We start from the raw sequence: 13,859 nt of genomic DNA on the forward strand, positions 1-13,859 counted from the left end.
TTAAATGTGAGAGTTACTTTTTGGGTTTTATATCAGGATTCAGCTCTGCATTAAAACGGGTAGCTCTCACTCTTTGAAGAACAAAAGGACAGATCAAAATCACTGACTTTAATTTTTCAATCTTTCCACAAAATATGGTAAATCGGGTGAGATTTTTCTCGGCAAATAAGGATGCGGGCAAAAACATCGTTGATCTCAGCATCTTCAGATTCTGCTAGCCCGATAATGACTTCGGCAAAGAAATCAGGATGTGGATTGAAATCCACGTGTTCAAGCCACTCATCAGAAGGGGGCAGTAATTCTGCGCCGCCACGTATTTCGAATTGCAGGCTAAATAGCAGAATATCAGCGGGATCAAGGTTGAACGAAGCCCGTTCGAGAAAGATGTCATAGGCTTTCTCAAGGGTTTCATCTTCTGTCATTCGGTTATTGAGGTCTAAATCCATAGCTTGTGGAGATCTGTTGTCCATATTGATTTATTCGTGGGTCATGGTGAGTGAATTAAAGCATGATGAAGCATTGATTGGTACCCCCGTCTTTACAAGACGAGGGGATTGGTCACAGTAGCGGGCTAAAGAAGTAACAAATACGCTCAATAATCCGATGCCACAAAGGGCGTTGTTCCCACTCATTGGTTTCCAGCAATGTAGAATGGGCTATATAATCGTATTGCACCAGCGTCAGATCATTACCAAAGTTTTCATCATCAATAACCACGGTAATTTCGAAATTCAGCCACAGGCTACGCATATCGAGATTAACTGACCCCACCATGCTGAGTTGGCCATCAACTAAAACGCTTTTGGTATGTAGCAATCCATCTTCAAACTGATAAATCTTAACACCGGCATTTAATAGTTCAGCAAAAAATGCCCGGCTTGCCCAACGAACCAGGAAGAAATTATTTCTGCGTGGAACGATAATAATAACTTCAACCCCTCGTAAAGCTGCGGTGCAAATCGCATTTGTCAGGTCATCACTGGGAACAAAATAAGGGGTAGTTAAAATCAGTTGTTTACGGGCAGAGAAAATAGCCGTCATTAAAGATTGTTGGATCAATTCCTCAGGGAATCCGGGGCCGGATGCAATAACCTGAGTTGTGTGCCCGCTGGCCTGTTCAAATGGCATGATATTGTTATCTGGTGATGGCGGAAAGATACGTTGACCTGTTTCCATTTCCCAGTCACAAGCGTAAATAACCCCCATGGTTGTGGTAACCGGCCCTTCCATTCGTACCATGATGTCAATCCATTGCCCAACACCGGCATCTTGTTTAAAGAAGCGTGGATCGACCATATTCATACTGCCGGCATAAGAAATATAATCGTCTATCAAGATAATTTTACGATGCTGGCGCAGATCCATTCGGCGTAGAAATAAACGGAATATATTGACCCGCAAAGCTTCAACAAATTCAATTCCCGCCTGGCGCATGATATCCGGGTATTGGCTACGGCAATATAACCAGCTACCTGCTGAATCCACCATAATACGGCATCTAACTCCTCGGTGTGCGGCGGCCATAAGAGCATCAGTCACTTGTTCAACTAAGCCGCCGGCTTGCCAGATGTAAAACACCATATCAATGCTGTGCTTGGCATTCTCAATATCTTTGATAATGGTTTTTAGTGAATGGTCATAGGTTGTCAGTAGTTGGATCTTATTACCTTTAACGCCCGCAAGCCCTTGCCGTCGTTCGCAAAGCTGGAATAGCGGTGTCGCGACTTCGCTATTTTCCGTAGCGAAGATATGACGAGATTTGCGCAATTCTTCGAGCCATACGGTTGTTGAAGGCCACATGGCTTTTGCTTGTTCAACTCTGCGTTTCCCCAAATGCAGCTCACCAAATGACAGGTAAGCGATGATTCCAACTAAGGGTAGGATATAAATAATCAGCAGCCAGGTCATAGCGGAAGTTACAGGCCGGCGTTTTATCAGAATGCGTAAGGTGATACTGGCAACAATCAGCCAATAAAAGAAAATAGCAAGCCAACTTAGGACGGAATAAAAGGTTGTCATATTCGGCAATCAATCCTGTTTTGTTCAGACATCTGTTGGTGGCGTTTAACACGGTTTCCTCAAGACTCGGGATATAACGATCTAATTAACCCGATGAATTTACCAAAAAATCGGCAAATATACTGCAAGCATCATACTTGATATTGGTCATTTCGCATTATTGATACAAAAAGTACTATCCGGATACGCCTTGGATATCTTTTTTAAAGGCTTATAATGAGCGTGATGTTTTTATAGGTAGATTTTTATGAAACGTAGTCGGAATGAAGTAGGGCGGTGGCGGATGTTACGCCAGAATCTCAACCGCCGTCGCCGTTGGCTGGAAGGGCAATCAAGACGCAATTTGCGTATTTATTCACTGCGTAAATTAAATGGTTATAAACAGCGTCGAGCTTTATTGTTTGTTCAGCATGGCGAATGGATACATTGAAAAAATAATATTTTTGGCCTTATATTCACGCTCGCCTACAATCTTTATTGAATATGATTGCTATTTGCATTTACACTAGCAGTCATTCGAGGATTGAATATTATGCTGCTAATCAAGAATTCCCTTATGCGCTGGATACATTGGCCAATATTGTTGTCAGTTTGTTTACACGTTTCTGTTGCTGCCGCGCTTTTTTGTTCTGCAATACCGGAAAAGCAGCCTGATGCTGCACTTATGTCTGTTGCTATGATTCAGTTAGCTGCCGAAGAAGTGCCTGTTTCAGAGCCGGCAGCGCCTGAACCTGAGTCAGAGCCAGAAGAGCCGGAACCTGTTCCGGAGCCGGTAATTCCAAAACCAGAGGTGAAGAAGCCAAAACCGGAAGTGAAGAAGAAAATTGTTAAAAAGCAATCTGAACCCGTTGAAAAGAGAGCTGAACAACCGGAAAAGCCGTTGTTTAATCAGAATGCATTGGCTAACCGTACTGATAATAATCAGAATAAACCCGTGGTTAAACCGCAGAATGGGCCAAGAGCATTAAGTAAAGCGTTACCAGTCTACCCATCCAGAGCTTCGGCATTGGGTACCGAAGGTTATGTGAAAGTCAAATATGATATTGATGAAGACGGACGGGTAAAAAATGTAGAAGTGATTGGCGCTAATCCACCCAATGTTTTTGAAAGGGAGGTGAAAAAAGCGATGAGAAAATGGCGCTTTGAAAAAATACCCGCGATTGGTTATATCACAACCGTTGAATTTAAAATTACGGGTATATCTCAATCCTGATTGTCGGGGAAATGCAAATAAAAAAGGAGCATTATTAACACGCTCCTTTTTCCATTAGCCATTAATAATTAGGCTTATTCGCTAGTGCTGCTAGCGAGTTGAAAGTGGGTTTTACCTTCTGGTAACCGACGTGAGGTATTATCTTCATTAACCGCAACATAAGTGAATACTGCTTCGGTTGCACGATAGCGTTGACCGACAGGATCAGAAGCGACTTTCTTCACCCAGACTTCGATGTTGATGGTAATCGAGCTGTTACCGGTTTTGAGACAATGTGCATAGCAGCAGACGACATCACCAACGGCAACGGGTTTCAGGAAAGTAATACCATCTACTTTGACAGTGACAACACGGCCTTCCGCGATTTCTTTTGCCAGAATTGCACCACCAATATCCATTTGTGACATTAACCATCCACCAAAAATATCTCCGTTGGCGTTGGTATCAGCGGGCATAGCCAGTGTGCGGAGGACTAACTCTCCGTTAGGTAATTGTTGTTGTGTCATTGAAAACTTTACTTTATTTGATGAAAAAACAATACCTGCCTACAGACGATAGCAGGCAGATATCCATGTGAATAGGGTTACTTCTGTTCGCGTGGCAGGTGACGGTAAATATATACTACACTGAGCACGGTGAAAACCAGAGTCAGGGCAGTCAGACCAAATACTTTAAAGTTAACCCAGACATCTTGTGGTAACCAAAATGCCACATAAATATTAGCCAGTGCACAGGCAATAAAAAACAGAGCCCATGCCGTATTGAGTTTATTCCAGACAAGATCGGGTAAAACTAACTCTTTTCCTAGCATTTTCTGAATCAGTGGTTTCTTCATAAACCATTGGCTGCCTAGCAAGGCTAATGCGAATAAGGCATAGATTGCGGTCACTTTCCATTTGATAAATAGATCACTGTGAAAAGCTAAAGTTAAAGTACCGAAAACCGCAACCATGATAAAAGTGATCAGGGAGGCTTTCTCTACTTTCCGGTAGATGAAATAAGTTATAGCGACAGCTAAACCGGTGGCGGCGATCAGTGCCCCGGAAGCGTAGAAAATGTCATACATTTTGTATACGACAAAAAAGACGACTAAAGGTAGAAAGTCTAAAAGTTGTTTCATAGTTTGAACCTATTGTAATTCCGGCAGCTGACTCTATCCGATTTTGGTGGTTGAATATACTAAGCGGCAACAGTATGGCTTTATTTATCGATAAATAAAGATTTTTATCGATCTGTTTCGCACAATTTTACCATAAAGAGCGATGTAATTAACTTCCTGTTGTCAGTGAACATATAACACAGCATTATAGCCAAAACCCGTTGAAAAATAAGAGGGCATAAACCAGATGCAGTGGAAAAAACTACAGCGTTGGATGCCAGGGTTGGACAATTTTTCTCATTATCGCAAGGAATGGTTGAATCATGATTTAAGAGCCGGGCTTTCTGTCGCCGCAGTTGCTCTGCCAGTTGCTATTGCTTACGCCGAATTGATGGGAATAAGTGCAATTATCGGTCTTTATGCATGTATTTTACCCATGTTCGCTTATGCACTATTTGGTACTTCAAGACAGTTGATTGTCGGGCCAGATGCCGCAACGTGTGCCGTTATTGCAGCGGCTGTCGCGCCATTGGTTTTTGATAATGAAGATGTACGCTGGCAGCTTACGATCGTAATGACTTTAATGACCGGGATATGGTGTGTTCTCGCCAGTCACTTTCGATTAGGTGCTTTTGCTGATTTTCTTTCCAAACCGATCCTGAAAGGATTAATGAACGGTGTTGCATTGACAATCATTGTCGATCAGCTAGCTAAAATCTTTGGTTTTGCTGGCGTGCAGGAGGGATTGATTGAACGAGTGATCGCATTACCTGCCAAGCTCATGAGTACACATTTACCGACGCTGGCAATGTCTGTTGCTACGGTATTGATTTTGCTCACTGTGCGTTTCTTGCGTCCGACTTGGCCGGGGCCTTTGTTGGCAATGGTATTAGCGACTTATGTAAGCTGGCAATTTGATCTGGAAAAATATGGCATTCAGATTGTTGGCAGTGTCAGCGGCGGGGGATTACCTGTTGTGCCAATGCCCGATTTCCAGCCAGGTATTATGCGTGAGCTAGTTATCCCATCTTTGAACCTTGCTGTTATCAGTTTTGTCAGTTTTATGATGACAGCCCGTAGCTTTGCCAGTAAAAACGGTTATCAGATTGATGCAGATTGTGAACTTAGGGCCTTAGGTATTGCGAACATTGCTTCTGCTTTATCACAAGGATTTGCTGTCAGTGCTGCCAGCAGTCGTACTGCGGTTAATGACGCGATTGGTGGGAAAACGCAATTGGTCTCTGTTATCGCAGCGACTATTATTTTGCTGGTTTTGTTATTTATGACCCGTTTCCTGGCTTATATCCCGTTGTCATCTCTTGGTGTAGTGCTGATTTATTCGGCATCATCACTGTTGGATTTATGGCGAATTTGGTCACTGAGGAAACGAAATCATCAGGCATTTACTTTATCACTGTTTACATTGGTTGCCGTGCTGGTGGTTGGTTTGATTAACGGTGTTGGTTTCGCTGTTCTGCTTGGTTTATTACAGTTTTTGCGCATTATATTCCGCCCGACAGATCAGCTTTTGGGGGTAAATGACCAAGGAATGATTCATTCAATTAATCATGGCAATGATATTAAACCAATAGATGGTGTGATGATGTATCGATTTAATTCACCATTGACTTATTTCAATGTCAGCTATTTTAAAAAGCGGGTACTACAGCATGTTGACAGAATTCAAAAAGCTAACAAAACGCAAAAACGTCCGGGTTGGCTGGTTGTCGATGCGGCTGTTAGTTTTACCCATGATGATGTCAGTGTATTTGCTGCTATTGATGAGTTGATTAGTGAATTGAAAGTAAGAGATATCACATTGGTGCTCGCCGGGCGCCGGACAGAACTTACCCGTTGGATAAAGCAGAATAAACTGCGAAGTAGTGATGACGATCTAATTGTAGTGCCCGATCTCTATTTTGCGGTACGCATGATTAAAAGTAAGCCCGAATGGTACTCTAATTACATTAAAGAATAGAGTCATTGATGAAATTATTTTTGAAAAAATAGTTCTTAATTTTACGAGTATGATTATTGACCGTTGCTCTTCTATTATCTGAGATATCAGATCCTGAATATCGATTTTTCCTTAAGATTTCCTGTTAAAAAACAATATGATTGAAGTATTAAGTATTTAATACCACGTTACATTTTGTTTTTCGATAAGTATATTTTAGCAAAGCAAAATCATTATTATTTGTACAATAACTATTAGGACGTTCCAATGAAAAAGGCATTGATAGCCTCAGTAGTGGCAGTTGGTTTATCTGTATTCACATTTGCAGCAAATGCTGGAGAAAGTTCGATTTCTGGTGGCTATGCTCAAAGTCATGTGAAGGTTGATGGTGAAAAGCTTGATGAAAACCCCAAAGGCTTTAACCTGAAATATCGCTACGAGCTGGATAATAATTTTGGTGTTATTGGCTCATTCACGCTGACACATCAGGGTTATGATTTCTACGATTATGGCGGAAAAGTTGGTACTAGTGATTTAGATTATTATTCTCTAATGGTTGGCCCTACATATCGCTTTAATGAGTACGTGAGTGTATATGGTCTGATTGGTGCTGCACATGGGAAGGTAAAGGGTAAAACTTCTGCGTTGGGCGTTGCCTATGACTATGACTTTGACTATAAAAGGAGTAAGACATCAGTTGCTTATGGCCTAGGATTACAGTTTAACCCTATGCCAAATTGGGTTATTGATGCATCTTATGAATATTCAAAACTGGATGAATTCAAAGTAGGCACTTGGGTAGTTGGTGCGGGTTATCGATTCTAAATAGTGTTTCCAGTGTAGTCGTTCCTTTAAAGGGAATTCAGTCCAACTTTTGTGATTTGAACAATCCCATTAAGTGACTGAAGATAATAAATGATGTACTGACAGTTAGAACCGGATCTCTGTTAGCTTGTTAGATAGTTTATTTAAAGGTTGTCGAAATAATGAGGGCAGAGAGTATGGATTTTCATCAGGGAATATTGAACCCGGATATATGTTTGTGACTACTTTGCTAGAAAATCTTATTTATAGATTTGCATTGGGTCAGTGTTCATATATCTATGTAGTCGAAATTGCTAGTCCATGTTTAGCTTAATGTAATTTGAAGATTATTCCTCTATTAGTTATCACTGTGTTTTCTAGACAAATTCCCTGTTGTAAAACAGGGAATTTTTTTGCTTTTATCCCAATAGTAATAAAGAGCTATAAATACGAACAACAGTCGATTGCAGTGGGAAGATTTTCATGATAAGGGCGGGAGCGTCACTAGTTTATTTAGTTAAACGGAAAATTAACAATAAATGGAATTAAATTGTTTTCTATTGATTGCTGATAAATAATTGCGTCTCATAATTAATCTTTTCTATATTTTATACAACATTTAGGGATTTTCAATGAAAAGAGCATTGGTAGCTTCAGTGGTGGCAGCAGGTTTATCTGTATTCGCATTTGCGGCAACTGCCGGTGAAAGCACGATTTCGGGTGGTTATGCTCAGAGTCATGTAAAGTTTAAAGATTATAAGATTGACGACCATCCAAAGGGCCTCAACTTAAAATATCGCTACGAGTTGGATAATAATTGGGGCGTTATTAGCTCACTTACATATACTTATTTGGGGTATGAGTTTTATAATGGCGGCCAGAAAGTAGGCAAAGTTGATATAGATTATTATTCTTTGCTGGCAGGTCCTACATATCGTTTTAATGACTATGTTAGTGTATACGGGATGGTTGGTGCTGCACATGGCAGAATTAAAAGTACTGTTCCACAGTTTTCAGGTAGAAAAAGTGAGACATCTATTGGTTATGGGGTAGGATTACAGTTTAACCCTGTACCAAATTGGACTGTTGATACATCCTATGAATATTCAAAACTGGATGACTTCAAAGTAGGTACTTGGGTAGTTGGTGTCGGTTATCGATTCTAATCGAAATTTGCTAATTGATATTTAATTAGCTCTTTTTTCTACAGAATTCCCTGTTGTAAAACAGGGGATTTTTTGCATTTTAGCTCAATAGCAATGACGATGCTCATTCAGATATTTACGGTCAGCCCCATAGTTTTATTGCTATGGGGTTTTATACCCGTCATCTTTCAAGCTGCTGCTTTGTTGGCTGCTTTCACTCACCCCAGTCACATCGTTATCTATGCTCCTGGGGATTCGTTCACTTGCCGCCGCGCTGCAACTCGAAATCTATTAGGTATATCTGAATCGCTATTTTATATTGATTTTTGTTGTGAAGAGGTAATCAGCATATACAACCGGAACAGGTAAATTAGCAAAATGGCTGAGATGAGGTTATTAAATACACCAAGAATGATGCCTGCCATCTCACTGTGAATGAATGTTAGACGGTCAATAATAAACGCCAGCAAGAGCTTAGCGGTCAGCCATAAAAGAATTGCCGGAACCAGCAAGCGAATATTGGCAAATGCCAGTTTCCAGCTTATTTTCATAGAAGCAAAAACGCCGCGACGCTCGGTAGTCATAATCACGGGTGATAAAGCCAGTGCGATAGACAAAATAATGCCTGGTACCAACATAAGCATCAAGCCAAGTTGAATTAGCAGGGTGCAGATAAGCAGTAACAGGAACAGTTTCGGTAATTGGCTTGCTGATAAACCAATTGCCTGTAATGAAGAGATACGATTTCCCGCTGAAACCGCCGCAACCAGCGTCAATACACCACCAACCAGTAGCACGCTACCAATCATACTTGAGAAAATGGTTCCGATTCCCGCACGCATGATCATTGACTGTTGCTCTGGGGTCATTTGAGACACCAGCTCCTGAATACCGGCCTTGCCTGAGGTGGCAAACGTGAATTCTGCTTCTGTCAGCAACTTCATCTGTTCGCTGTCAGGAATAAACAGGTGCCCCAATAAGGTGGTAACCAGAGCCGCCAGAACGGCCAGGGTCAGGGTACTTAACAGTTGATTCTTGAAAAAGTTAAAACTGTCACGGTACAGGGTATTCGCCGTGATTGGCATGAAGACAGCTCCTATCAGGTTAAACAACAATGCATAGGGGCTGATTGTACCTTGTTATGGGGAAACGTGGATAGTAGAAACGAGATGATGCGGATAAATTAATGGTTAGCTGTGATTGTTGATGACAGAAAAAAATTCTTCACATTATATTTTTAAGATAAAAATAAACATAAAATTAACCTTATTAAAACATAATGGAAATATAATAAGAGGAAAGATAAAACATCTGAATGGGTATATAAACAAAAAATTTCCAACTGATTAATAATAAATAAACTTTGATTTGGATCAATTTAAAATAATTCCAAATTGAAATAATAATATTATAAATATGCGGTTTTACTGAAATTCTTTGAAAGATGTGATCTGTCTTAGATCATAATTTCTAATATATGAGTATATTTTGATTGACTTTAAATCACAGGAATGGGATGAATAATGAAAAAAATTTCTGCATTTGTATTAGCAGCGGCAACTTTAGCACCATCATTCGCTTTTGCTCATGAAGCAGGTGATTTTATTTTCCGCACAGGTACTGCAACAGTAAGACCTAATACGGGTTCTGATAATGTATTGGGGGTGGGTTCTCTTAGTGCGGATAATAATACCCAGATGGGTTTAACCTTCAGTTATATGATTACCGATAATATTGGTTTTGAATTACTGGCAGGGACACCCTTCCAGCATCGGGTAAGTTTACCGGGTGTTGGTGATATTGCTAAAGTAAAACATCTACCGCCGACATTAATGGCACAATACTATTTCGGTTCTAAAGAAAGTAGCTTCCGCCCTTATGTTGGTGTTGGTCTTAACTATACCACTTTCTTTAACGAAAAATTCAATGGTAATTCGGCGGTTAAAGATAATAACTTACATAGTCTGGACTTGAAAGATTCTTGGGGTGTTGCGGGGCAGGTTGGTCTGGATTATGAGTTAGATCAGAATTGGATGTTGAACGCCTCTGTGTGGTGGGTAAACATTGAAACGGATGTGAAATTTAAAGCAGGTGACCAGCAATATAAAATTGATACCCGGCTTGATCCGTGGGTATTTATGTTTGGGGTTGGTTACCACTTTTAATAAAAGAATGGGGCAGATTTTGCCCCATTTTTTGTATTAAAGTTGAGTGGCAGACTTCATTTTTGATACAAATTCAGCCAGTTTTTTCAGCATTATTTCTGGCTGAGAAAGGTTTTCTTCAATAATTTTAACGATGGCAGATCCTGAAATGGCTCCCGCTGCGCCACTCGCTAATGTTTCTTTTACCTGCTTAGGTTCTGAAATACCAAATCCCTGTAACGGTGGTGCAGCATGATATTCCCGTAGTTTATTGACTAGATGATTTAACGGTTTTTCACCTCGTCTTTCTATACCGGTCACTCCTGCTCTTGATAATAAGTAGGTATATCCGCGGCCATAAGAAGCAATTTCGCGTAATAGTTCATCTTCCGCGTCGGGGGGACAAATAAAAATGGGGGCAATCCCATGTTTCATGGCTGCGGTACGGAATGGCTGTGATTCTGACATGGGAACATCTGCAACTAATACCGAATCGATATCCGTATCTTTGCAACGGCGGTAGAACTCATCTATTCCATGATGAAAAACCAGATTGGCATACATTAATAAACCAATAGGAATATCAGGATATTTTGCCCGAATTTTTGTTAATAGTTCAAAACAGAGCGTGGGAGTCACATTTGAGGAGAAAGCACGCAGATTAGCATTCTGAATTGTCGGGCCGTCAGCCAGCGGATCGGAAAAAGGAATACTTAACTCAAGAGCATCAGCACCACCGATAATCAGTGCATCAATAATTTTCAATGATAATTCCGGGGTTGGATCACCTAGGGTGACAAAGGGGACAAAAGCACCTTGTTTACGGTTTTCCAGTTGTTTAAATAGCTGCTCGTAACGTTCCATTAGATTTCCCCCTTGGATTTTAAAATATCGTGAACAGTAAATATGTCTTTATCACCGCGACCGGATAGGTTAACGATCAGTAATTGCTCTTTATCAGGAGTTTGATGAATCATTTTCAAAGCATAAGCCAGCGCATGAGAGGATTCGAGGGCTGGAATAATGCCTTCCTCACGGGAAAGGGCTTTGAATGCTTCTAATGCTTCATCATCGGTGATGGAAACATAGTCAGCCCGTCCAATGCTGTTCAGATAGGCATGTTGAGGGCCAACGGAAGGGAAATCCAGACCGGCGGAAATAGAATAAGACTCTTCAATCTGGCCTTCATCTGTCTGCATCATTGGCGATTTCATACCAAAATAGATACCCAATTTGCCATGTTTCAGTGGCGCGCCATGTTTACCGGTTTCGATACCGTGCCCGGCAGGTTCAATACCAATCAGGCGGACCGATGTTTCAGGAATAAATTCGGCAAACATGCCAATGGCATTGGAGCCTCCACCAACACAGGCCAACACGGCATCGGGCAGACGTCCCTCTTTTGCCAGAATCTGGGATTTGGCTTCTTCGCCGATCATACGCTGGAACTCTCGGACCATCGTCGGATAAGGATGTGGTCCAGCGGCAGTCCCTAATAAATAGTGGGCTTTATCATAGCTACCAGACCAATCACGTAACGCTTCATTGCAAGCATCTTTTAAGGTGGCAGAGCCGCTGTGAACCGGAATAACTTCGGCTCCCATCAGACGCATGCGGAAAACATTAGGGGATTGGCGCTCCACATCTTTAGCGCCCATATAAATGCGGCATTTCATATTTAAAAGTGCGCAGGTGAGGGCGGTTGCTACACCATGTTGACCCGCGCCGGTTTCTGCAATAATTTCGTTTTTGCCCATGCGTTTTGCCAATAGTGCCTGACCAAGTACCTGATTGGTTTTATGAGCACCGCCGTGTAATAGATCTTCTCGTTTCAGATAAAGGCGAGTTTTGGTGCCTTTCGTCAGATTACGGCATAAAGTTAATGCCGTTGGCCTGCCTGCATAATTTTTCAGTAGATCTTGAAATTCTTGCTGGAATTCGGGATCTTGCTGAGCGGCAATAAATGCGGCTTCTAATTGTTCAAGGGCTGGAATAAGGATCTGCGGTACAAATTGTCCACCGAAATCACCAAAATAGGGGTTAAGCTTACTCATTATTCTATTTGTCCATTGTTATTAATTGGAAAATTGTCATTAATCGGAAAATTGTTGTTTATTGGTAACAGCGTAGTAGCTGGAACACTTTATTTAATTTATGACTGCTTTTGATGCCGGGTGCGCTTTCGACACCAGAGTTAAAATCAAGTCCGCAACAGCCATATTTTGCTGCTTGTTGGCAATTTTCTTCATTTAATCCACCGGCTAGCATGATGTTGGCGAGTGATTGTTTTTCAAGTAATTGCCAATCGAAACTTTGGCCGGTTCCACCTTTGCCGTTATCGAGTAAATAACGGTCAACATTTCCGGCTTTGGTGTGAAATTCATCTTTCGACATATCAATTGCTTTCCAGATTTGACAATTTTCAGGCAGTGTTTTTCGTAATTCCGCAATATAAACTTCGCCTTCGGCGCCATGTAATTGCACCGCAGCCAGAGAAAGGGCACGGGCGGTATGATTGATGAATGCCGATGATTGATTTTGAAATACCCCGACATATTTGAGATTTGCTGCATTGATAATTTGTTGGGCCTGTTGGATATCAATCTTACGTGGTGAATGTTCAGCAAATATCAAACCACCATACACAGCACCTGCCTGTAATGCCTCTTTTGCATCTTGTGGGCGAGTTAATCCACAGACTTTATTTTCACCCAGAATCAGTTGACGTAATGCTAAGTCCAGATTGGATTGGGCCATCAAAGCACTGCCAATGAGAAAGCCATTAGCATAATGGCTAAGCTCACGAATTTGTTGATGCTGGTGGATACCCGATTCGCTAATAACAATGGTTTCTTCCGGTAACTGTGGCGCAAGTTGTTTGGTACGGTTTAAATCGATAGAAAGATCTCTCAGATCACGGTTATTGATACCAATAACTTTAGCTTTTAGTGCAACCGCTCTGGCTCGCTCTTCCTCCGAACTGATTTCAGTCAGTACGCCCATATTCAGGCTATGCGCAAGTTCAGACAGCGCAATATATTGCTGATCATCAAGAACAGAGAGCATCAGCAAAATCGCATCGGCTTGATAATAACGGGCAAGATAAACCTGATAAGGATCGATAATAAAATCTTTGCACAATACTGGCTGGTGAACGGCATCACTGACTAAACGAAGAAATTCATAGTTGCCTTGAAAATATTTTTCATCAGTTAATACAGAGATGGCGGTTGCATAGGGCTGATAAATTTTCGCTATTTGAATTGGATCAAAATCCTGACGAATAACGCCTTTAGAAGGAGATGCCTTTTTGCATTCCAGAATAAAAACCGTCTGTTCACTGTTTAGTGCCTGATAAAAATGGCGGTTGCTGGCAACAACAGCATCAATAAAACTTTCCAATGGTTGTTGCTGTTTGCGATTAATAAGATATTCGGCTTTATCATTAACAATTTTCTGTAAAATGGTAGCTTGCATG

The 13,859-nt window shown here is 41.2% G+C and carries 14 protein-coding genes; 6 read left to right on the forward strand and 8 right to left on the reverse strand.

The genetic code is table 11. The features are described from left to right. Positions 1-116 precede the first annotated feature (116 nt). The gene (locus KZ793_RS15075; RefSeq protein WP_225816115.1) at positions 117-446 is read right to left on the reverse strand and encodes an HI1450 family dsDNA-mimic protein; all 330 of its coding nucleotides are present in this window, start codon (positions 444-446) and stop codon (positions 117-119) included. A 112-nt stretch (positions 447-558) separates the two neighbouring features. Continuing rightward, positions 559-2,019, reverse strand: a complete 1,461-nt coding sequence (gene cls / locus KZ793_RS15080; RefSeq protein ID WP_225816090.1) for a cardiolipin synthase — start codon at positions 2,017-2,019, stop codon at positions 559-561. 247 nt (positions 2,020-2,266) lie between these two features. Here cls and KZ793_RS15085 point away from each other — a divergent pair, with 247 nt between their 5' ends. Together KZ793_RS15085 and tonB are read left to right on the forward strand one after the other, a co-directional pair. Beyond that, positions 2,267-2,449, forward strand: a complete 183-nt coding sequence (locus KZ793_RS15085) for a YciY family protein (RefSeq protein ID WP_118985995.1) — start codon at positions 2,267-2,269, stop codon at positions 2,447-2,449. A 126-nt stretch (positions 2,450-2,575) separates the two neighbouring features. Further along, positions 2,576-3,232 carry a TonB system transport protein TonB gene (gene tonB / locus KZ793_RS15090; RefSeq protein WP_397443619.1) on the forward strand — a complete coding sequence of 219 codons (657 nt, stop codon included), beginning with the start codon at positions 2,576-2,578 and terminating at the stop codon, positions 3,230-3,232. A gap of 74 nt (positions 3,233-3,306) precedes the next feature. Here tonB and yciA read toward each other — a convergent pair whose 3' ends face one another. Together yciA and KZ793_RS15100 are read right to left on the reverse strand one after the other, a co-directional pair. Continuing rightward, a complete protein-coding gene (gene yciA / locus KZ793_RS15095) occupies positions 3,307-3,738 on the reverse strand; it encodes an acyl-CoA thioester hydrolase YciA (protein WP_225816092.1) in 432 nt (143 codons plus the stop codon). 77 nt (positions 3,739-3,815) lie between these two features. After that, entirely contained in the window at positions 3,816-4,352 is a 537-nt protein-coding gene (locus KZ793_RS15100) for a septation protein A (protein ID WP_225816093.1), read from the reverse strand. Positions 4,353-4,578: 226 nt separating this feature from the next. Here KZ793_RS15100 and KZ793_RS15105 point away from each other — a divergent pair, with 226 nt between their 5' ends. From KZ793_RS15105 to KZ793_RS15115, 3 genes are all read left to right on the forward strand, one after another. Beyond that, the gene (locus KZ793_RS15105) at positions 4,579-6,309 is read left to right on the forward strand and encodes a SulP family inorganic anion transporter (protein WP_225816094.1); all 1,731 of its coding nucleotides are present in this window, start codon (positions 4,579-4,581) and stop codon (positions 6,307-6,309) included. A 246-nt stretch (positions 6,310-6,555) separates the two neighbouring features. Continuing rightward, the gene (locus KZ793_RS15110; protein ID WP_225816095.1) at positions 6,556-7,113 is read left to right on the forward strand and encodes an Ail/Lom family outer membrane beta-barrel protein; all 558 of its coding nucleotides are present in this window, start codon (positions 6,556-6,558) and stop codon (positions 7,111-7,113) included. Positions 7,114-7,724: 611 nt separating this feature from the next. Beyond that, a complete protein-coding gene (locus KZ793_RS15115) occupies positions 7,725-8,258 on the forward strand; it encodes an Ail/Lom family outer membrane beta-barrel protein (protein ID WP_225816096.1) in 534 nt (177 codons plus the stop codon). Positions 8,259-8,551: 293 nt separating this feature from the next. On the opposite strand, the gene KZ793_RS15120 is transcribed toward KZ793_RS15115, so the two are convergent. After that, entirely contained in the window at positions 8,552-9,322 is a 771-nt protein-coding gene (locus KZ793_RS15120; RefSeq protein ID WP_225816097.1) for a YciC family protein, read from the reverse strand. A 438-nt stretch (positions 9,323-9,760) separates the two neighbouring features. Between KZ793_RS15120 and ompW the strand changes: the two genes are divergently transcribed. Continuing rightward, positions 9,761-10,402: an outer membrane protein OmpW gene (ompW, locus tag KZ793_RS15125; RefSeq protein WP_036805710.1), complete on the forward strand. Its 642-nt coding sequence runs from the start codon at positions 9,761-9,763 to the stop codon at positions 10,400-10,402. A 36-nt stretch (positions 10,403-10,438) separates the two neighbouring features. Here ompW and trpA read toward each other — a convergent pair whose 3' ends face one another. Genes trpA through trpCF form a run of 3 tightly spaced genes read right to left on the reverse strand, consistent with a single transcriptional unit; the run spans position 10,439 to position 13,858 of the window. Continuing rightward, entirely contained in the window at positions 10,439-11,245 is an 807-nt protein-coding gene (trpA, locus tag KZ793_RS15130; RefSeq protein WP_225816098.1) for a tryptophan synthase subunit alpha, read from the reverse strand. Beyond that, the gene (trpB, locus tag KZ793_RS15135) at positions 11,245-12,435 is read right to left on the reverse strand and encodes a tryptophan synthase subunit beta (protein ID WP_225816099.1); all 1,191 of its coding nucleotides are present in this window, start codon (positions 12,433-12,435) and stop codon (positions 11,245-11,247) included. Before trpB ends, trpA begins: the two co-directional genes overlap by 1 nt. 58 nt (positions 12,436-12,493) lie before the next feature. Then, on the reverse strand, positions 12,494-13,858 hold the full coding sequence (trpCF, locus tag KZ793_RS15140; protein WP_225816100.1) for a bifunctional indole-3-glycerol-phosphate synthase TrpC/phosphoribosylanthranilate isomerase TrpF: 1,365 nt from the start codon (positions 13,856-13,858) through the stop codon (positions 12,494-12,496). Position 13,859 lies beyond the last annotated feature (1 nt).

The sequence above is a fragment of the Photorhabdus antumapuensis genome (genome assembly GCF_020387775.1).
Classification (GTDB): Bacteria; Pseudomonadota; Gammaproteobacteria; order Enterobacterales; family Enterobacteriaceae; genus Photorhabdus; species Photorhabdus antumapuensis.

Bases quoted from the DNA above. Each gene is read 5' to 3' on its own strand.
- KZ793_RS15075 (WP_225816115.1), bottom strand. From the start codon at position 446: ATGGATTTAGACCTCAATAACCGAATGACAGAAGATGAAACCCTTGAG.
- KZ793_RS15085 (WP_118985995.1), top strand. From the start codon at position 2,267: ATGAAACGTAGTCGGAATGAAGTAGGGCGGTGGCGGATGTTACGCCAG.
- ompW (WP_036805710.1), top strand. From the start codon at position 9,761: ATGAAAAAAATTTCTGCATTTGTATTAGCAGCGGCAACTTTAGCACCA.
- tonB (WP_397443619.1), top strand. From the start codon at position 2,576: ATGCGCTGGATACATTGGCCAATATTGTTGTCAGTTTGTTTACACGTT.
- KZ793_RS15115 (WP_225816096.1), top strand. From the start codon at position 7,725: ATGAAAAGAGCATTGGTAGCTTCAGTGGTGGCAGCAGGTTTATCTGTA.
- KZ793_RS15120 (WP_225816097.1), bottom strand. From the start codon at position 9,322: ATGCCAATCACGGCGAATACCCTGTACCGTGACAGTTTTAACTTTTTC.
- trpB (WP_225816099.1), bottom strand. From the start codon at position 12,435: ATGAGTAAGCTTAACCCCTATTTTGGTGATTTCGGTGGACAATTTGTA.
- KZ793_RS15100 (WP_225816093.1), bottom strand. From the start codon at position 4,352: ATGAAACAACTTTTAGACTTTCTACCTTTAGTCGTCTTTTTTGTCGTA.
- yciA (WP_225816092.1), bottom strand. From the start codon at position 3,738: ATGACACAACAACAATTACCTAACGGAGAGTTAGTCCTCCGCACACTG.
- trpCF (WP_225816100.1), bottom strand. From the start codon at position 13,858: ATGCAAGCTACCATTTTACAGAAAATTGTTAATGATAAAGCCGAATAT.
- KZ793_RS15110 (WP_225816095.1), top strand. From the start codon at position 6,556: ATGAAAAAGGCATTGATAGCCTCAGTAGTGGCAGTTGGTTTATCTGTA.
- trpA (WP_225816098.1), bottom strand. From the start codon at position 11,245: ATGGAACGTTACGAGCAGCTATTTAAACAACTGGAAAACCGTAAACAA.
- KZ793_RS15105 (WP_225816094.1), top strand. From the start codon at position 4,579: ATGCAGTGGAAAAAACTACAGCGTTGGATGCCAGGGTTGGACAATTTT.
- cls (WP_225816090.1), bottom strand. From the start codon at position 2,019: ATGACAACCTTTTATTCCGTCCTAAGTTGGCTTGCTATTTTCTTTTAT.